20 protein-coding genes are annotated in these 16753 nt (G+C 71.1%); 12 read left to right on the top strand and 8 right to left on the bottom strand.

Features of this window, described 5'->3' with window-relative positions; genetic code table 11:
- Nucleotides 1–4: 4 nt before the first annotated feature.
- From ACTWJ8_RS07725 to ACTWJ8_RS07740, 4 genes are all read right to left on the bottom strand, one after another.
- Nucleotides 5–1726 (bottom strand): urease subunit alpha, encoded by a 1722-nt coding sequence (locus ACTWJ8_RS07725; RefSeq protein ID WP_356383189.1) that lies wholly within the window; start codon nucleotides 1724–1726, stop codon nucleotides 5–7.
- A complete protein-coding gene (locus ACTWJ8_RS07730) occupies nucleotides 1719–2030 on the bottom strand; it encodes an urease subunit beta (protein WP_356383186.1) in 312 nt (103 codons plus the stop codon). Before ACTWJ8_RS07730 ends, ACTWJ8_RS07725 begins: the two co-directional genes overlap by 8 nt.
- Nucleotides 2031–2047: 17 nt before the next feature.
- Nucleotides 2048–2350, bottom strand: a complete 303-nt coding sequence (locus tag ACTWJ8_RS07735) for an urease subunit gamma (protein WP_356383183.1) — start codon at nucleotides 2348–2350, stop codon at nucleotides 2048–2050.
- Nucleotides 2351–2561: 211 nt separating this feature from the next.
- A complete protein-coding gene (locus ACTWJ8_RS07740; RefSeq protein ID WP_356383180.1) occupies nucleotides 2562–2852 on the bottom strand; it encodes a type II toxin-antitoxin system Phd/YefM family antitoxin in 291 nt (96 codons plus the stop codon).
- Nucleotides 2853–2929: 77 nt separating this feature from the next.
- On the opposite strand from ACTWJ8_RS07740, the gene ACTWJ8_RS07745 reads away from it, so the two are divergent.
- From ACTWJ8_RS07745 to ACTWJ8_RS07760, 4 genes are all read left to right on the top strand, one after another.
- Entirely contained in the window at nucleotides 2930–3565 is a 636-nt protein-coding gene (locus ACTWJ8_RS07745) for an ATP-dependent Clp protease proteolytic subunit (protein WP_443263411.1), read from the top strand.
- A gap of 7 nt (nucleotides 3566–3572) precedes the next feature.
- Entirely contained in the window at nucleotides 3573–3881 is a 309-nt protein-coding gene (locus ACTWJ8_RS07750) for a hypothetical protein (protein ID WP_356383174.1), read from the top strand.
- Between the two features lie 539 nt (nucleotides 3882–4420).
- Nucleotides 4421–4894, top strand: a complete 474-nt coding sequence (locus tag ACTWJ8_RS07755; protein ID WP_356383171.1) for a C40 family peptidase — start codon at nucleotides 4421–4423, stop codon at nucleotides 4892–4894.
- A 48-nt stretch (nucleotides 4895–4942) separates the two neighbouring features.
- On the top strand, nucleotides 4943–5416 hold the full coding sequence (locus ACTWJ8_RS07760; protein WP_443263412.1) for a DUF6328 family protein: 474 nt from the start codon (nucleotides 4943–4945) through the stop codon (nucleotides 5414–5416).
- On the opposite strand, the gene ACTWJ8_RS07765 is transcribed toward ACTWJ8_RS07760, so the two are convergent.
- The gene (locus ACTWJ8_RS07765) at nucleotides 5400–5837 is read right to left on the bottom strand and encodes an ATP-binding protein (protein WP_443263413.1); all 438 of its coding nucleotides are present in this window, start codon (nucleotides 5835–5837) and stop codon (nucleotides 5400–5402) included. The two genes, ACTWJ8_RS07760 and ACTWJ8_RS07765, sit on opposite strands and share 17 nt — an antisense overlap.
- A 285-nt stretch (nucleotides 5838–6122) precedes the next feature.
- Here ACTWJ8_RS07765 and ACTWJ8_RS07770 point away from each other — a divergent pair, with 285 nt between their 5' ends.
- Nucleotides 6123–6974, top strand: a complete 852-nt coding sequence (locus ACTWJ8_RS07770; protein ID WP_356383162.1) for a helix-turn-helix domain-containing protein — start codon at nucleotides 6123–6125, stop codon at nucleotides 6972–6974.
- A gap of 50 nt (nucleotides 6975–7024) precedes the next feature.
- Nucleotides 7025–7267, top strand: a complete 243-nt coding sequence (locus ACTWJ8_RS07775; RefSeq protein ID WP_356383159.1) for a DUF397 domain-containing protein — start codon at nucleotides 7025–7027, stop codon at nucleotides 7265–7267.
- Here the strand turns inward: ACTWJ8_RS07775 and ACTWJ8_RS07780 are convergent.
- Nucleotides 7251–8420: an 8-amino-7-oxononanoate synthase gene (locus ACTWJ8_RS07780; RefSeq protein ID WP_443263414.1), complete on the bottom strand. Its 1170-nt coding sequence runs from the start codon at nucleotides 8418–8420 to the stop codon at nucleotides 7251–7253. The genes ACTWJ8_RS07775 and ACTWJ8_RS07780 overlap by 17 nt on opposite strands.
- Before the next feature lie 155 nt (nucleotides 8421–8575).
- On the opposite strand from ACTWJ8_RS07780, the gene bioB reads away from it, so the two are divergent.
- The 4 genes from bioB to ACTWJ8_RS07800 all read left to right on the top strand — a co-directional run bounded on the left by bioB (nucleotide 8576) and on the right by ACTWJ8_RS07800 (nucleotide 12548).
- The gene (gene bioB, locus ACTWJ8_RS07785) at nucleotides 8576–9724 is read left to right on the top strand and encodes a biotin synthase BioB (protein WP_443263415.1); all 1149 of its coding nucleotides are present in this window, start codon (nucleotides 8576–8578) and stop codon (nucleotides 9722–9724) included.
- Nucleotides 9717–11012, top strand: coding sequence for an adenosylmethionine--8-amino-7-oxononanoate transaminase (locus tag ACTWJ8_RS07790; RefSeq protein ID WP_356383150.1), 1296 nt, complete (start codon nucleotides 9717–9719; stop codon nucleotides 11010–11012). The genes bioB and ACTWJ8_RS07790 overlap by 8 nt, the downstream gene beginning before the upstream one ends.
- Before the next feature lie 9 nt (nucleotides 11013–11021).
- The gene (gene bioD / locus ACTWJ8_RS07795; RefSeq protein ID WP_443263416.1) at nucleotides 11022–11750 is read left to right on the top strand and encodes a dethiobiotin synthase; all 729 of its coding nucleotides are present in this window, start codon (nucleotides 11022–11024) and stop codon (nucleotides 11748–11750) included.
- A gap of 99 nt (nucleotides 11751–11849) precedes the next feature.
- Nucleotides 11850–12548 carry a class I SAM-dependent methyltransferase gene (locus tag ACTWJ8_RS07800; RefSeq protein WP_443263417.1) on the top strand — a complete coding sequence of 233 codons (699 nt, stop codon included), beginning with the start codon at nucleotides 11850–11852 and terminating at the stop codon, nucleotides 12546–12548.
- 32 nt (nucleotides 12549–12580) lie between these two features.
- On the opposite strand, the gene ACTWJ8_RS07805 is transcribed toward ACTWJ8_RS07800, so the two are convergent.
- Nucleotides 12581–12919 (bottom strand): fic family toxin-antitoxin system, toxin component, encoded by a 339-nt coding sequence (locus tag ACTWJ8_RS07805; protein WP_443264834.1) that lies wholly within the window; start codon nucleotides 12917–12919, stop codon nucleotides 12581–12583.
- Nucleotides 12920–12965: 46 nt separating this feature from the next.
- Nucleotides 12966–13205 (bottom strand): toxin-antitoxin system HicB family antitoxin, encoded by a 240-nt coding sequence (locus tag ACTWJ8_RS07810; RefSeq protein WP_356383141.1) that lies wholly within the window; start codon nucleotides 13203–13205, stop codon nucleotides 12966–12968.
- A 133-nt stretch (nucleotides 13206–13338) separates the two neighbouring features.
- Between ACTWJ8_RS07810 and ACTWJ8_RS07815 the strand changes: the two genes are divergently transcribed.
- Together ACTWJ8_RS07815 and ACTWJ8_RS07820 are read left to right on the top strand one after the other, a co-directional pair.
- Nucleotides 13339–14127: an ABC transporter ATP-binding protein gene (locus tag ACTWJ8_RS07815; RefSeq protein WP_356383138.1), complete on the top strand. Its 789-nt coding sequence runs from the start codon at nucleotides 13339–13341 to the stop codon at nucleotides 14125–14127.
- Nucleotides 14128–14129: 2 nt separating this feature from the next.
- Nucleotides 14130–16694 carry an ABC transporter permease gene (locus ACTWJ8_RS07820; protein ID WP_443263418.1) on the top strand — a complete coding sequence of 855 codons (2565 nt, stop codon included), beginning with the start codon at nucleotides 14130–14132 and terminating at the stop codon, nucleotides 16692–16694.
- Nucleotides 16695–16753: the final 59 nt, after the last annotated feature.

Below are 16753 nucleotides of genomic sequence, written 5' to 3' on the forward strand. Positions count from 1 at the left end.
CCGCTCAGAAGAGGAAGTACCGCTGCGCGAGCGGCAGTTCCGCGGCGGGGGCGGGCTCGACGAGCTCACCGTCGATGGTGACGGCGAAGGAGTCCGGGGCGACCTCGACGCGCGGCAGGGCGTCGTTGTTGATCATGTCGGACTTGCCGCGGCCACGCGTCGAGTGGATCGGCACGAACGAGCGTCCGAGCCCGAGCCGCTCGGGCAGCCCGTCCTCGATGGCCCACTCGCTGGTGAAGTTCACCGAGTTGGCCTGCGGGGACTTGCCGTACGCCCCGTACATCGGGCGCGGCAGGACCGGCTGGGGCGTGGGGATCGATCCGTTGGCGTCGCCCATCTGCGCGTAGGCGATCTGGCCGCCCTTGATGACGAGCTGCGGCTTCACACCGAAGAACTTCGGGTCCCAGAGCACCAGGTCGGCGAGCTTGCCGGACTCGATGGAGCCGACCTCGTGGTCGATGCCCTGCGAGACGGCCGCGTTGATCGTGTACTTGGCGACGTAGCGGCGGGCGCGCAGGTTGTCGGCGCGGGTGTCGCCGGGCAGGAAGCCGCGGCGGCGCTTCATGACGTGCGCGGTCTGCCAGGTCCGCATGATGACCTCGCCGACGCGGCCCATGGCCTGCGAGTCCGAGGACATGATGGAGATGGCGCCGAGGTCGTGCAGGATGTCCTCGGCCGCGATGGTGGTGGGCCGGATGCGGGACTCGGCGAAGGCGAGGTCCTCGGGCACCGCGGGGTTGAGGTGGTGGCAGACCATCAGCATGTCGAGGTGTTCCTCGACGGTGTTGACGGTGTGCGGCCGGGTCGGGTTCGTCGACGACGGCAGCATGTTGGGCAGCGACACCGCGGTGATCATGTCGGGGGCGTGTCCGCCGCCCGCACCCTCGACGTGGAAGGCGTGCAGGGTGCGCCCGGCGACCGCGTCGAAGGTGTCCTGGACGAACCCGGCCTCGTTCAACGTGTCGGAGTGGATGGCGAGCTGGACGCCGGACTCCTCGCACACGTCCAGGCAGGCGTCGATCACGGCGGGGGTCGCGCCCCAGTCCTCGTGGATCTTGAAGCCGATGGCACCGCCGCGCAGCTGGGCGCGCATCGAGTCCTTCGACATGGTGTTGCCCTTGCCGAGGAAGCCGATGTTGACCGGGCTGTTCTCCATCGCGGCGAACATCCGGGCGAGGTGCCAGGGGCCCGGCGTGATGGTGGTGGCCTTGGAGCCCTCGGCCGGGCCCGTGCCGCCGCCCACGAGCGTGGTGACACCGGAGGCGAGCGCCTCGTCGAACTGGGTCGGCGAGATGAAGTGGATGTGGGTGTCGATGCCGCCCGCGGTGACGATCTTGCCGTTGCCCGCGATGACCTCGGTGTCGGGACCGAGCACCAGTTCGGGGTGCACACCGTCCATGGTGTCCGGATTGCCGGCCTTGCCGATGGCGGTGATGCGGCCGTCGCGGATGCCGACGTCGGCCTTGACGATGCCCCAGTGGTCGATGATGACGACGCCGGTGATGACGGTGTCCGGGGTGCCGTCGGCGCGGGTGGCGCGCGACTGGCCCATCGACTCGCGGATGACCTTGCCGCCGCCGAAGACGGCCTCGTCGCCGGAGAGTCCAGGCCCGCCGGAGCGGTCCTCCTCGATCTCGACGAGCAGGTCGGTGTCGGCCAGGCGGATCCGGTCACCGGTGGTGGGGCCGAACAGGTCGGCGTATGCGGCGCGGGACAGCTCAGGCATCGAGGGCACCTCCGGTCTCGCCGCGCAGGCCGGTGACGATGCGATTGCCTGCGAGGGCTACGAGTTCGACGTCGACGGGGATGCCGGGCTCGAAGCGAACGGCGGTGCCCGCGGCGATGTTCAGCCGCTTGCCGCGGGCGGCGGCGCGGTCGAAGTCGAGGCCGGGGTTGGCCTCGGAGAAGTGGTAGTGGGAGCCGACCTGGATGGGACGGTCGGCGGAGTTGAGGACCGTCATACGTATGACGTCGCGGCCCTCGTTGTATACGACGGGTTCGTCGGCGAAGAGGATCTCTCCGGGAATCATGGCTTCCGCTCCCCCCGTCAGACGATCGGCTCGTGGACGGTGACGAGCTTGGTGCCGTCGGGGAACGTCGCCTCGACCTGCACGTCGTGGATCATCTCGGGGATGCCCTCCATGACGTCGTCACGGGTGAGCAACTTGCGGCCGGACGCCATGAGTTCGGCCACCGTGCGCCCGTCCCGGGCGCCTTCGAGAATGTGCGAGGTGATCAGGGCGACCGCCTCGGGATGATTGAGCTTGAGACCCCGGGCCCGACGCTTCTCGGCGACGTCGGATGCCACATGGATGAGCAGTCTTTCCTGCTCGTGCGGGGTCAGTTGCACGATCCACCTCACAGTCCTTCATGCCGGGCCGTGCGGGCCCGGCTGCCGCGGCCACCGCGACGGGTCTAGATGTAACACACACGGAAATCGGACAACCGTGCGGACCCCTGCCATGAAAAGCGGCCGATGACCTGGGACTGAAGGCTAATTGTGCGGAGTTTCAACGGCGTTAACCGACGCTTGACCGTCTTATTGCTGAACGCCGACCGCGCTACCTGATCTCGGGCCCGCGGTGCTCGGCGGCAATACCGAACCTTTGCTGTTCGCCGGGAGCGGACGTCAGGGAGCCGATCCGTGACACAGACGTGATCACAGCTTCATCCGCGGACTCGGCCGCCGGCTCGTTCATCGCCTCGAGTCGCTCCAGGTCGGCGGCCGAGACCAGGGCGGCGAGCGGCTTGCCGTGCCGCGTGACGACCACGCGCTCCCCGCCGTACACGACGCGGTTGATCAGGTCGGCGAGCTCAGCCCTGGCTTGCGTCACCGGAATCTCGTAGGCCATGCTCACCATCGTACGTCATGTACGTCCTGTACATTTTTACAGAGCAGGTCCTTGAAGCAGCGTCTTGAGGAGGCACCATGACCCGTCCGACCGGCCGCTATGTCCTGCCCGAGTTCACCGAGCGCACCAGTTCGGGGAGCCGCACCCTCGACCCCTACTCGAAGCTCCTGGAGGAGCGGATCGTCTTCCTCGGGACGCCGATCGACGACATCTCGGCGAACGATGTGATGGCGCAGTTCATGCACCTCGAGTACCTCGACCCCGACCGGGACATCTCCCTGTACATCAACTCGCCGGGCGGCTCGTTCAGCGCCATGACGGCGCTCTACGACACGATGCAGTACGTCGGCTGCGACGTCGCCACGACCTGCCTGGGGCAGTGCTCGTCGGTGGCTGCGGTGCTGCTCGCCGCGGGGGCTCCGGGGAAGCGGATGATGCTGCCCGGCGCGCGCGTGGTGATCGACCAGCCCTCGCTGCCCGAGCCGGCCCAGGGCCAGCCGAGCGACCTGGAGATCTACGCGAGCGAACTGACGCGGATGCGCGACCAGTTGGAGCAGCTGCTCGCCAGGCACACCGGACGCGACAAGGAGCGGGTCAGCGCGGACATCGAGCGGGACACCGTCCTGACGGCCGAACAGGCCCTCGACTACGGCCTGGTCGACCACGTCGTGCAGAACAGGACCGCCACGCTGCGCTCCCCCGGGTCGAGGTGATCGGCCGATGTACCCACCCGAGCTTCCGCCGCTGCCCGCCCTCACCCGCGCCGAGTGCGAGCTCGTGGACCGCTATCTGGAGGTGGTCGACCTCGTCGCGCGGATCAACCCGGCCCGCTGCGACGACACCTACAGCGGGCTGCGCGCGGCGCAGGCGCTGGTGAGCCGGGCGGCCGAGCTGCGGGACGCGCTGACCCTGATGCATCAGCGGGGCGAGAGCCGGGTGCACGCGAGCACCCTGGCGCGCGCCCTGCGCGTCCTGGACGGTGAGCGCCGCACCAGTCGGGTCGCTCTTCCGCCAGAACCCGTCAGTTGATGTCGAAAGCGGTCACCCCGAGCCCCGAACCGTTTCGCCGCGACCCAAACGACCCGGACGGGGTACCCCGGACGGCTTAGCAACCGGTGGACAGATCGGACCGGCAAAGTTGCGCATGCGGTGGAGACGCACGCCGGAATCCGATGTTCCGCCGCTGGTACGAGGCTCGTCAGGCCTCGCCGGGCGGGGGCGAAAGCCGCACTGTCCACCTGAACGGGCCAAGCGTGACGAGCCTCACTTACCGCCGGTTCAACTCGGATTTCGCCTTCCCCGTGCGTGAAGATCCGTTGCGACGACAAGCCCCCGCCACAGCGGCGGGGCGGTCCGCACGGACGCCGAGTCCTGCCGCCGTGCGGATGCCAGGTCGACAGAAGTGCATCGGCAGGAGTGGAGGACCCGAGCACGACGGGCCCCCGCCGCGCCTCGTCAGAGGCCGCGACGGACGGCCCTTGGGGTGAAGCCGCAGCATGCGGCCGGGCAACTTCGCCGGCCCGAACCCGACAGGTCATCCTTCACAGGCGGCTGACGAAGGGTTGCGCATGACTGCGCTCAATCGTGTTCCGTCGCTGCTGACCCGGGCGGGCACCGCTTCCGCCCTGTCGATCGCCGTCGCCGGCGCGGGGCTCATGGTCCCCGGCGCCGCCACCGAGGCATCGGCGGCCACGGCATCCGTGAAGGCACTGCACATCGCCGCGTCCAAGAAGGGTGCACCGTACAAGTGGGGCGCCGCGGGGCCGCACCGGTTCGACTGCTCGGGCCTGACGCTCTACTCGTTCAAGCGAGCGGGCAAGAAGCTCCCCCGTACGGCGGCCCAGCAGTACAACAAGACCAGGCACGTCTCCAGGTCGTCCAGGCAACGCGGCGACCTGGTGTTCTTCCGCAACGGCCGAAGCATCTACCACGTGGGCATCTACGCGGGGAAGGGCCGCATCTGGCACTCCCCGAAGACCGGCGCCGTGGTGCGTCTGGAGCGGATCTGGTCGAACAGCGTGCTGTACGGCCGGGTCCGGTGACCGGCAGCGCTCGCGCTTGAGGCCGCCGTGAGCGGATACTCGTAGGAGATGCACGAGCGCAACGAGACACCCCTGGAGCGCGCCGACCGGAACTTCGGCGAGCTCCTTCAGGAGCTCCGGGTCACCCAGACCGGAGTGCAGTTCCTGTTCGCGTTCCTGCTGACGCTGGCGTTCACACCGCGCTTCCCGTCGCTGGACACGACGCAGCGGGCCACCTACGTCACGACGCTGCTTCTCACGGTCATCGCGGCCGCGCTGTTCACGGCGCCGGCCGCGGTGCACCGGATGCTGTTCCAGCTGGGTGCGAAGCGGCAGATCGTGCGGGTGTCCTCGCGGCTCGCCGCGTGCGGCATGGGCGCGCTGGTGCTCGCGCTGAGCGGATCCGTGCTGCTCGTGGTCGACGTGACCGTCGGCAGGGCGGGCGGGATCGCCGCGGGCGCCGGCACCTTCTGCGTGTGCGCGGGGCTGTGGGGCGTGATGCCGTGGCTGATGCGGCGCGAGCTGCTCAGGCGGGACGACTGACCGAGGCCACCCACGGCAGCTCGATCCACACGGTCTTGCCGCCCTCGGGGGTCGGGCGGACCGTCAGGGTGCCGCCGCACTCCGCGGTGAGACAGCGGATGATGACCATCCCCCGCCCGTTGTCCTGCTGGACCGCGGCCGGCAGCCGCTTCGGATAGCGCGGGTGACTGTCGGTGACACCGATGCGCAGCTGCTCGTCCCGCTCCAGCTCCACGTCGACGGTGAACGTGGGTGACTGGCCGAGGGTGTGCTGCACCGCGTTCGTCGCGAGCTCGGACACGATCAGGCGGACGGTGTCCGCCGCCTCGGTCCCCGACGGCATGCCCCATTCCGCGAGTACCGTGCCGACGTACCTGCGGGCGGCCGAGACCGAGGCGGGATCGCTCGGCAGCGTGACGGATGCTTCCTGGTGATCTGCCATGACGACGTGTCCCTTTCCCGCCGAGGTGGCTCGTCCGGCCTCGCGGATCGCTCGCGCGCGGGCCCCGGCAACTGCTTCGCGCCAGATTGCCACTTGGACGTCCCACTGTGGTGGCGATCCCCCAAGATATGCATATATCTGTCGCTCGATGCGGTGAACTCTGCGGTGGCGGACCGTATTTGGGCCACGGCGCGTTCCGTCCTCTACCGTCTGCTCTGACACACGCCCCGTGCGGGCCGGGAGGGAGCCCGGCCGGGTGGCGCGAGGAGCCCCGAGGAGTCCTCCATGAAGTACGGTCCCGCGGTACGTCGTCGCAAGCTCGGTGCCGAATTGCGGGCGCTGCGCGTCCAGGCCGGCCTCACGAGCGGGGAGGCCGCCCGGCTCGTCGGCTGGCACCAGTCGAAGGTGAGCAGGATCGAGACAGGGCGCAGCGGCGTGAAGCCGTCCGATGTGCTGCGGCTGCTCGACGCGTTCGAGGCACGCGATCCCGAACTGCGGGAACTGGTCGTCGCGTTGGCCGGCGGTGACAACGCCGGCGGGCACCACTGGTGGCACGCGTACCGGGGGCTGCTGCCGCCCGCGTACCGCGACTTCATCAGCCTGGAGTCACAGGCGTGCCGGATCAGGACCCTGGAGACGAGCGTCGTGCCGGGACTCCTCCAGACCCCCGAGTACGCGCACGCGGTCACGCGTTCGGTGCTGAACGGAGCGCCGGACCGGCACATCAACGCGCTGGTGGAGGTGCGTCTGGCCCGCCAGGACGTGCTGCGCGCCGATCCACCGCTGCGGCTGACCGCCGTGCTCGACGAGGCGGTGCTGCGCCGGGAGGTGGGCGGGCGCGGTGTGCTGCGGCGGCAGTTGGCACATCTGGCCGAGGCGGCGCGGATGCCACATGTCCGGATTCACGTGCTGCCGTTCTCGTCGGGAGGCCATATCGGCCTGACGGGACCTTTCGTTGTGTTCTCTTTTCCGAACACATCTGATCTGGATGTGGTTGTTCTCGACCATTTGACGAGTAGCCTCTACCTCGAACGGAAAGAAGACCTCAAGGCGTACACGGACGCCTTCGACGCTCTTCTGCTCCATGCCAGGTCACCCGAGGATTCACTCGAATTCATCGCAAAGATTGCCGGGTAAGCGAGGTCGCCGACACCTCGTCGTGCGCCGGCTCCGCGTGAGGAGGCACCATGACCACAATGCCTCGGTATGTTCCGTGGGTTCCTACCGTCGCGTGCAGCACATCGCTCCGCGGCGTCCGATGGCGGCGCAGCAGCCGCAGCACGGGCGCCAACAACTGTGTGGAGGCGGCCCCGCTGAGCTCGGGCACGACGGCCCATCTGCTGGCCGTCCGTGACTCCAAGCACACGGCGGGACCCGCGCTCCTGTTCACGTCCGCCACCTGGCGGAGGTTCGTCAACTCCCTGCGGTAGCGGCACCGTTCGGAGCACTGCGGCTGATCACCCGTACGGCCTCGGCGACCTCGGTCGCCGTCAGGTCGGCGCGGGCGGTCAGCCGCAGTCGTGCGATGCCGTCGGGCACGGACGGCGGCCGGAAGCACCCCACCGAGAGACCGGCGTCCCGGCAGTCCGCCGCCCAGCGCACCGCCGCGTCGGGCGAGGGCGCCCGCACGGACACCACCGCCGCGTCGGGCCGTACGGCCAACAGCCCCTCCGCCACGAGACGTTGGTGCAGGGTCGTCGCCACGTGCCGGGCGTGCGCGGCGCGCTCCGGCTCGCGGCGAAGGAGCCCGAGCGCCGCGAGCGCCGAGCCGCACGCCGCGGGGGCGAGCCCGGTGTCGAAGATGAAGGTGCGGGCCGCGTTGACGAGATGGTCGATGACAGGGGCCGGGCCCAGCACCGCGCCGCCCTGGGCGCCCAGGGACTTGGACAGGGTGACGGTGGCGACGACGTCCGGCGCGCCCGCGAGCCCGGCCGCGTACGGGACACCACGGCCTCCGGGGCCCACCACGCCGAGCCCGTGCGCGTCGTCGACGACCAGACCGGCGCCGCATTCCCTTGCCGCATCGGCCAGTTCGCCCACGGGGGCGCGGTCGCCGTCCACCGAGAACACCGAGTCGGTGACCACGACGGCGGGGCCTTCGTGTGTGCCCAGGGCCTTGCGCACGGCGGCCGGGTCCGCGTGCGGAGCCACCTGCGTGACACCTCGGGCGAGGCGGCAGCCGTCGATCAGCGAGGCGTGGTTGCCCGCGTCGGACACGATCAGCGAGCCGTGCGGGGCGAGCGCCGTCACGGCGGCGAGGTTCGCCGCGTAGCCGGAGGAGAACACCAGGGCGGCCTCGAAGCCGCAGAACTCGGCGAGCTCGCGCTCCAGTTCGGCGTGGAGTTCGGTACTGCCCGTCACCAGGCGTGAACCGGTGGCACCACCGCCCCACCGGCGGGCCGCCGCCGCGGCGCCCTCGATCACCTCGGGGTGCCGGGCGAGTCCCAGATAGTCGTTGCTCGCGAGGTCGAGGACCGGACTGTCCGCCGGGCGGGGGCGCAGGGTCCGGACGAGTCCGGCGGCCTCGCGGGCGCTCCGCTGCGCGCCGATCCAGTCGAACGCGCGTGTGTGGGCCGTCGTCATGGCTCCCCCGTCGGGTCCCTGGGTTTGTAGGTAATGCACAGACACTAGCCGTCGGGCCACAGGGGCAGGGTGTGGCAATACCCACACGTCCTCCGCGGTCCTTTGTAGGGAGTCTCCTTTCCCCGGAGCGCCGGGATAGGTAAGGATCAGGGGCCATGGACCTGCTGAACACGCTGGTGGACAAGGGGCTTCGGCGCGAACTGCCGAGCCGTGAAGAGGCGCTCGCGGTGCTCGCGACGTCCGACGACGAACTGCTCGACGTGGTGGCCGCGGCCGGCAAGGTGCGCCGTCAGTGGTTCGGGCGGCGGGTGAAACTCAACTATCTGGTGAACCTCAAGTCGGGTCTGTGCCCGGAGGACTGCTCGTACTGCTCGCAGCGCCTCGGCTCGAAGGCGGAGATCCTCAAGTACACGTGGCTCAAGCCCGACGAGGCGTCGAAGGCCGCCGCCGCGGGTGTCGCGGGCGGCGCCAAGCGGGTGTGCCTGGTGGCGAGCGGGCGCGGCCCGACCGACAAGGACGTGGACCGGGTCGCGAAGACCATCGACGCCATCAAGTCGGAGAACGAGGGCGTCGAGGTGTGCGCGTGTCTCGGGCTGCTCGACGAGGGGCAGGCGGAGCGCCTGCGAGGCGCGGGCGCCGACGCGTACAACCACAACCTCAACACCTCCGAGGCGACGTACGGCGACATCACGACGACGCACACCTACGCGGACCGTGTCGACACCGTGAAGAAGGCGCACGCGGCGGGCCTCTCGGCCTGTTCCGGGCTGATCGCGGGGATGGGCGAGAGCGACGAGGACCTGGTCGACGTCGTCTACGGGCTGCGTGAACTCGACCCGGACTCGGTGCCGGTGAACTTCCTGATCCCGTTCGAGGGGACACCCCTGGCGAAGGAGTGGAACCTGACGCCGCAGCGGTGTCTGCGCATCCTGGCCATGGTGCGGTTCGTCTGCCCCGACGTGGAGGTGCGGATCGCGGGCGGCCGCGAGGTGCATCTGCGGTCGATGCAGCCGCTCGCCCTGCACATCGCCAACTCGATCTTCCTCGGCGACTACCTGACCAGCGAGGGCCAGGCCGGGAAGGCCGACCTCGACATGATCGCGGACGCCGGTTTCGAGGTCGAGGGCACCGACCGGGTGACACTGCCCGAGCACCGGGCCGGCAGCGGCTGCGGGTCGGGCTCGGCCTGCGCACCGGAGGCGGTGTCGGAGACGGAGCCGGAATCGGTGGCGGGCGAGGCCCGCACGGACCTCGTGTCCGTACGCCGCCGGGGCGCGGGGACGGATCTGGCGCCCAATGCCTGACCCGAACGTGGCGGAACTGCTCGACCTCGACCGGCGGCATGTCTGGCACCCGTACGGGCCGATGCCCGGCCGGCAGGAGCCCCTGGTCGTCGAGTCGGCGGCCGGGGTGCGGCTGCGGGTCGCGGACCACGGCGAGCTGGTGGACGGGATGTCCTCGTGGTGGTCGGCGATCCACGGCTACAGCCACCCGGTGCTCGACGAGGCGGCGCGCGGCCAGTTGGGGCGGATGAGCCATGTCATGTTCGGCGGGCTCACGCACGAGCCCGCCGTGCGGCTCGCGGAGCGCCTTGTCGACATGTCTCCCGAGGGCCTCGAGCATGTGTTCCTGGCCGACTCGGGCTCGGTGTCGGTCGAGGTGGCGCTGAAGATGTGCCTCCAGTACTGGCGTTCGCTCGGCCGCCCCGAGAAGCGGCGGATGCTGACGTGGCGCGGCGGGTACCACGGTGACACCTGGCAGCCGATGTCCGTGTGCGACCCGGTGGGCGGCATGCACGGGCTGTGGTCGGGCGTGCTGCCCGAACAGGTCTTCGCGGACGCGCCGCCGAGCGGCTTCGACGCGTACGAGGAGTCGTACGCCGAGCATCTGCGGGAGACGGTCGAGCGGCACGCGCACGAGGTGGCGGCCGTGATCGTGGAGCCAGTGGTGCAGGGCGCGGGCGGGATGCGGTTCCACTCCCCCGCGTATCTACGGGTGCTGCGGGAGGCGTGCGACGCGCACGATGTGCTGCTGGTGTTCGACGAGATCGCCACGGGGTTCGGACGCACGGGCGAGCTGTTCGCCGCGGACCACGCGGGGGTGTCGCCCGATGTGATGTGCGTGGGCAAGGCGTTGACCGGTGGCTATCTGACGATGGCGGCGACGCTGTGCACGGCGCGGGTGGCCGACGGCATCTCGCGGGGCGAGGTGCCGGTGCTCGCGCACGGGCCGACGTTCATGGGCAATCCGCTGGCGTCGGCGATCGCGTGCGCGTCGATCGACGTACTGCTCGGGCAGGACTGGCGCCGCGAGATCAAGCGGATCGAAGCGGGCCTGCACGAGGGGCTCGCCCCCGCGGCGTCGCTCCCCGGGGTGCGGGACGTACGGGTCCTCGGCGCCATCGGGGTCGTCCAGCTCGACCGGGAGGTGGACATGGCGGCGGCGACGCGGGCCGCGGTCGCGGAGGGTGTGTGGCTGCGGCCGTTCCGGGACCTCGTCTACACGATGCCGCCGTACGTCACCGGGGACGAGGACGTGGCACGGATCGGTCGAGCGGTGTGCGCGGTGGCGGCCGCCGCGGGAGAAGGGTGAGGGTGCGACATGGGTGTGCTCGTGGTGACCGGGACCGGTACCGAGGTGGGCAAGACCGTGACGACGGCCGCGGTGGCGGCGGTCGCCGCGCGGGGCGGGCGGTCCGTGGCCGTGCTCAAGCCGGCGCAGACGGGGGTCGCGGCCGGGGAACCGGGTGACGTGGACGAGGTGGTGCGGCTCGCGGGCGGCACCGTGACCGGGGTCGAACTGGCGCGGTATCCGGAGCCGTTGGCGCCGGGGACGGCGGCGGCGCGTGCCGGTCTCGCGCCGGTGCGTCCTGCGCAGGTGGCGGAGGCGGCGGAGAAGCTGGCGGCGTCGCACGACCTCGTGCTGGTCGAGGGGGCGGGCGGGCTGCTGGTCCGCTTCGACGAGGAGGGCGGCACGCTGGCGGACGCGGCGCGGCTGCTCGGGGCGCCGGTCCTGGTCGTCGCGGCGGCGGGCCTCGGAACCCTCAACTCCGTCCAGCTGACGGGCGAGGCGCTGCGCTCCCGCGGCCTGCGCCAGTCGGGCGTGGTGATCGGCAGCTGGCCGGGGGAACCGGGGCTGGCGGAGCGCTGCAACGTGGGCGACCTGCCGGTGGCGGCGGGGGCGGAAGTGGTGGGGGCGGTGCCGGAGGGGGCGGGATCGTGGGCCCCTGAGGTGTTCCGGTCGGAGGCGGCGGGGTGGTTGTCGTCCTCGCTGGGCGGGAGGTGGGACGGGGGTACGTTCGCGCGAGCGATGGCGCCGCCGGTGCGGTAGCGGGGGCCCGTCGTTCCGACTGCCCGCAGCCGTTGCGGTGGTTCCGCCGGTCGGCGGGGAAGAAAGTGGGGAGGGGGCCGGAGGCCGAGGAGGCGCATCGTGGTCAAGGCTCAGGCACTGTTCGCCAGGACTGCCCGGCCACGCCGGGACGTCGTCCACCACCCCGTGTTCGCGCGCTACTACGCCCAGGCCGTGCAACGGGTCGAGCCCGCCATGCGCCCGGTGCGCGGCGAACTCGTCGCCGGCCTCACCGGCCGCGTCCTGGAGGTCGGCGCCGGCACGGGGGCCGGTTTCGCCCACTACCCCACCACGGTCTCCGAGGTCGTCGCGATCGAGCCGGAGCGCACCCTGCGCCGCCTCGCCGTCGACGCGGCGCGACGCGCGGACGTCCCCGTCGACGTGGTGCCCGGCGCGGCCGAGGCGCTGCCGGTCAAGAGCGAGGCGTACGACGCCGTGGTGCTGAGCACCGTCCTGTGCAGCGTCCGCGACGTGGACCGCGCCCTCGCCGAGGTCCACCGCGTGCTCCGCCCCGGCGGCGAGGTCCGCTTCTTCGAACACGTACGCGCCCCCGGTCGCGGCATGCGGTTCGTCCAGGGCGCCCTCGACCGCACCGTGTGGCCGTGGTGCGTGGGCGGCTGCCACCTGCGCCGCGACGCCCTCGCGGCCCTGAGCGCCGCCGGTTTCGACCTCGTCACGCACCGCGCCCTGACGATGCCGGGCCACGGCCCCCGCCAACCGATGTCGTACTGCGTCCTGGGCACGGCCCGCCGCCCCGCTCCGGCCGACATCGAGTCATAGCGTCACCGCGCTGTCGCGTCATCGCGTCCGCGTCACAGACACCACGTACGGAGTTCCTTCTCGATGTCGTGGACGCTCGCCGCCCCCGTCTTCACGAGCCGCGCCAGATCCCGGATCTGCTCGGGCGAGGTGGCGATCTTCAGCCCGCTGGCGACGAGGTACGCGTAGGCGACCGCCGTCGCGTACATGACGTTCGACCGCTCCAACGCCGGTACTTGGATGAGGAGTTGCAGGAGCGCCGCGGCCCGCGCGTGCGGCGAGTCGTAGACCGGGACGTCGAATATCACGGCCCGGTGGCGGGCGACGGCGGAGACGAGCGCGCCCCAGTCGGTGACCTGCGGGTCACCGGGCGTCTTCTGCTCCGCGATCATGAGCAGCCAGGCGAGGTCGACCGAGAGATGCGGCGGCTGCGGCGGTTCACTCAACGGGACGGCGCCGACCTTCGTTCTCCGCGCCGAATTCCTCGGCGAACACCGATTCGTACTGCTTCATGAAGTCCGCGGCGGCGTCGACGAACGTCTTGCCCTGCTCGCCGGCGTCCCGCTGCACCAGTTCCTCGATGTACCGGTTCACGCTCACCCCGCGGGCGAGGGCACGCTCACGGGCGGCGCGGGCGGTGCCCTCCTCCACCCGGACGTTCAGCTGCGTCTTGGCCATGCCGCCACGCTAGCGCCGGGATGCTAGCACCGGCAAGCTCCGGGCATTGTCAGACCCAGCGGCTATTCTCGGAAATCCGATGTCGGGCCTCACGGCTCGACGTCCAACTGGCTTACGACGTAAGGGAGTTGGGGTGGGGGGAACGGGTGTGGTGGACGATGCTGTCGCCGCGCGGGCCAGGAGCCTGACGAAGGCGTACGGAGCGGGCGAGACGCAGGTGCTCGCCCTGGACGCGGTGGACGTGGACATCGCGCGCGGCCGGTTCACGGCGGTGATGGGCCCTTCGGGCTCGGGAAAGTCCACGTTGATGCACTGCCTGGCGGGGCTCGACACGGTCTCCGCGGGACAGGTGTGGCTGGGGGACACGGAGATCACGGGCCTGAAGGAGCGGGAGCTGACCCGGCTGCGGCGGGACCGCATCGGGTTCATGTTCCAGTCCTTCAACCTGATCCCGACGCTGAACGCGGCGGAGAACATCACGCTGCCGATGGACATCGCGGGCAAGCCCCCCGACCGCAAGTGGCTGGAGCAGGTCATCGACACACTGGGCCTGCGGGACCGCCTCGAGCACCGGCCCGCCCAGCTGTCCGGCGGCCAGCAGCAGCGCGTGGCCTGCGCACGGGCGCTCGCCGCACGCCCGGAGCTGATCTTCGCGGACGAGCCGACGGGGAACCTGGACTCGCGCGCCGGTCTCGAGGTGCTCGGCTTCCTGCGGCAGTCCGTGGACGAGCTGGGGCAGACGGTGGTGATGGTGACCCACGACCCGGGCGCCGCCGCCCACGCCGACCTGGTGCTCTTCCTCGGCGACGGCCGGCTCGTGGACGAGATGCGGGAGCCGACGGCGGAGGCGGTCCTGGAGCGCATGAAGCGGTTCGACGTGGTGCGCCAGGCCGTCACCGAGAAGCCGGGACCGAGGACGTAGCCATGCTGAAGGCGACGCTACGGAGCTTTCTCGCGCACAAGGGACGCCTGGTCCTGTCCGCGCTCGCCGTCGTCCTGTCGGTGGCGTTCGTCGCGGGCAGCCTGATCTTCTCGGACACCGTGTCCCGCACCTTCGACCGGCTCTTCGCCTCGACGTCGGCGGACGTCCGGGTGGGGCCGAAGGAGGACGACTTCGACGAGTCGGTGCCGTCGGGCGCGGTGCGTACGGTGCCCGCGTCGCTGGCCGCGCGGATCGACCGGGTCGACGGGGTGGCGGCCACGCACATAGATGCCGGCGTCGAGAACATCACGGTGGTCGACCGGCACAACAAGTCGGTGGGTCCGACCACGGGCGCGCCCACGATCGCCACGAACTGGGAGCCGACGGACCGCAGCCCGGTGCGCCTGACCTCGGGGCACGCCCCGCGCGGACCCCGGCAGGCACTGCTCGACGCGGACACGGCCGACAAGAAGCACGTTCGCGTCGGGGACCCGCTGACGGTGCTGGCGAAGCCCGGCTCGTTCAAGGTCGAGGTCGTCGGCATCGCCACGTTCCGCACGACGAACCCGGGCGCGGCCCTCGTCTTCCTGGACACCAGGACCGCGCAGCGGAAACTGCTCGGCGGCACCGGCAGGGCCACGAGCATCGCGGTGGACGCGGCGCCCGGCGTCGCCGACGCGACCCTCAAGCGGCGCATAGGCCAGGAGCTGGGCACGGCGTACGACCTGAAGACGGCCGACGAGGACGCGAAGTCGGCGGCCGAGGACCTGGGCGGGTTCCTCGATGTCATCAAGTACGTGATGCTCGGGTTCGCGGGGATCGCCGTGCTGGTCGGGGTGTTCCTGATCGTCAACACGTTCTCGATGCTGATCGCGCAGCGGACCAGGGAGCTGGGGCTGCTGCGGGCGCTCGGCGCGGACCGCAGGCAGGTGCGGCGCTCGGTGCTCACGGAGGCCGTGCTGCTCGGGCTCGTGGGTTCGGCGACCGGGCTCGCGCTCGGCGTGGGGCTCGCGTTCGGGCTGATCAAGCTGATGGCCGTCTTCGGGATGAACCTCAAGTCCACGGAGATGGTGGTGGGTTGGGGCACGCCGGTGGCGTCGTTCGTGGTCGGCGTCGGAGTGACGTTCGTGGCGGCGTATCTGCCGTCGCGGCGTGCGGCGCGGGTGTCGCCGATGGCCGCGCTCGCGGACGCCGAGATCGCGGGTGTGGGGCGGCCGTTGCGGGTGCGGGCCCTGGTGGGGGCGGTCATCGGGGCGTCCGGCGCCGCGGCCCTCATCGGGTGCTGGGTGGCGGACGAGACCGGTCCCGCTGCCTCGCTGCTCGGGCTCGGCATCGTGCTCACACTGATCGCGACGGTCGTCGCGGGGCCGCTGCTCGTCCGTCCCGTGATCCGGGTGCTCGGCGGCGCGTTCCCCGCCGTGTTCGGTTCGGTCGGCCGGATGAGCCAGCGCAACGCGCTGCGCAACCCGCGCCGCACCGGAGCCACCGCCGCCGCGCTGATGGTGGGGCTCGCCCTGGTGGCGGGGATGTCGGTGGCGAGCGCCTCCATGAGCAGATCGTTCGACCAGCAGATCGACAAGACGCTGGGTGCCGACTTCACGGTGCAGAACGCCAACTTCGTGCCGTTCCCGCAGGAAGTCACGCGGAAGATACGGGCGACGGACGGGGTCGGCCTGGCCGTGCGGCAGCGGTTCACCGCGCTCGCCGTGCGGATGCCGGACGGGAAGCGGGTGAAGACGACGGCCGCCGGCTGGGACCCGCGTGTCGACGACGTCGCGCACGTGACGTACGCGCGGGGCGGCAGCGCGGCGGGGCTGGCGCCCGGACGCGTCCTGCTCCAGAAGGAGTTCGCGGACGAGCACCGGGCGCGGGTCGGCAGCGTGCTGCCCGTGGAGTTCCCCGGCGGTCGGCGCGCCGAGCTGACCGTGGGCGCCCTGACCGACCAGGAGGCGAACGACTTCGGCATGACGGGCGGCTTCGCGATGGGCATGGCGACCCTGGTGCGGTACGCGCCGGGCGGCCAGGACTCGGCGGTGTACGTGAACGCCGCGGCCGGTACGTCGCCGGACACGCTGCGGGCCCGACTGGAGAAGACGCTCGATCCCTATCCGCAGGTGCAGGTGCGCGATCTCGCCGACTACAAGGACCTGATCCACGGGCAGATAGCCGTGCTCCTGTATCTGGTGTACGCGCTGCTCGGGCTCGCCATCGTGATCGCGGTGCTCGGCGTGGTGAACACGCTGGCGCTGTCGGTGGTGGAGCGCACGCGGGAGATAGGCCTGTTGCGGGCGATAGGTCTGGCGCGGCGCCAGTTGCGGCGGATGATCCGCCTGGAGTCGGTGGTGATCGCCGTGTTCGGCGCGGTGCTCGGCCTCGCGCTCGGACTGGTGTGGGGCGTGGTCGCGCAGCGGGTGCTGGCGCTCGAGGGCATGAAGGCGCTGGCGATCCCGTGGTCGACGATCGTCGCGGTGGTGGTCGGCTCCGTGGTCGTGGGTCTCGCGGCAGCGCTGCTGCCGGCGCTGCGGGCCTCGCGGATGAACGTGCTGGCGGCGATCGCGCACGAGTAGCCGGTGCGGCCGTGAGTCGCAGGCTGGTGCGGTCGTGCGGAGACCGGTGTGGCCGTAGG

The organism is Streptomyces sp. SDT5-1, from assembly GCF_052245995.1.
In the GTDB taxonomy this organism is placed as follows: Bacteria; Actinomycetota; Actinomycetes; order Streptomycetales; family Streptomycetaceae; genus Streptomyces.

Excerpts from the sequence above, each read along its gene's own strand:
- ACTWJ8_RS07770 (WP_356383162.1), top strand. The coding sequence starts at position 6,123 with ATGAAGTACGGTCCCGCGGTACGTCGTCGCAAGCTCGGTGCCGAATTG.
- ACTWJ8_RS07790 (WP_356383150.1), top strand. The coding sequence starts at position 9,717 with ATGCCTGACCCGAACGTGGCGGAACTGCTCGACCTCGACCGGCGGCAT.
- ACTWJ8_RS07820 (WP_443263418.1), top strand. The coding sequence starts at position 14,130 with ATGCTGAAGGCGACGCTACGGAGCTTTCTCGCGCACAAGGGACGCCTG.
- ACTWJ8_RS07725 (WP_356383189.1), bottom strand. The coding sequence starts at position 1,726 with ATGCCTGAGCTGTCCCGCGCCGCATACGCCGACCTGTTCGGCCCCACC.
- ACTWJ8_RS07745 (WP_443263411.1), top strand. The coding sequence starts at position 2,930 with ATGACCCGTCCGACCGGCCGCTATGTCCTGCCCGAGTTCACCGAGCGC.
- ACTWJ8_RS07755 (WP_356383171.1), top strand. The coding sequence starts at position 4,421 with ATGACTGCGCTCAATCGTGTTCCGTCGCTGCTGACCCGGGCGGGCACC.
- bioB (WP_443263415.1), top strand. The coding sequence starts at position 8,576 with ATGGACCTGCTGAACACGCTGGTGGACAAGGGGCTTCGGCGCGAACTG.
- ACTWJ8_RS07775 (WP_356383159.1), top strand. The coding sequence starts at position 7,025 with ATGACCACAATGCCTCGGTATGTTCCGTGGGTTCCTACCGTCGCGTGC.
- ACTWJ8_RS07780 (WP_443263414.1), bottom strand. The coding sequence starts at position 8,420 with ATGACGACGGCCCACACACGCGCGTTCGACTGGATCGGCGCGCAGCGG.
- ACTWJ8_RS07750 (WP_356383174.1), top strand. The coding sequence starts at position 3,573 with ATGTACCCACCCGAGCTTCCGCCGCTGCCCGCCCTCACCCGCGCCGAG.
- ACTWJ8_RS07765 (WP_443263413.1), bottom strand. The coding sequence starts at position 5,837 with ATGGCAGATCACCAGGAAGCATCCGTCACGCTGCCGAGCGATCCCGCC.
- ACTWJ8_RS07805 (WP_443264834.1), bottom strand. The coding sequence starts at position 12,919 with ATGATCGCGGAGCAGAAGACGCCCGGTGACCCGCAGGTCACCGACTGG.
- ACTWJ8_RS07740 (WP_356383180.1), bottom strand. The coding sequence starts at position 2,852 with ATGGCCTACGAGATTCCGGTGACGCAAGCCAGGGCTGAGCTCGCCGAC.
- ACTWJ8_RS07760 (WP_443263412.1), top strand. The coding sequence starts at position 4,943 with ATGCACGAGCGCAACGAGACACCCCTGGAGCGCGCCGACCGGAACTTC.
- bioD (WP_443263416.1), top strand. The coding sequence starts at position 11,022 with ATGGGTGTGCTCGTGGTGACCGGGACCGGTACCGAGGTGGGCAAGACC.
- ACTWJ8_RS07730 (WP_356383186.1), bottom strand. The coding sequence starts at position 2,030 with ATGATTCCCGGAGAGATCCTCTTCGCCGACGAACCCGTCGTATACAAC.
- ACTWJ8_RS07810 (WP_356383141.1), bottom strand. The coding sequence starts at position 13,205 with ATGGCCAAGACGCAGCTGAACGTCCGGGTGGAGGAGGGCACCGCCCGC.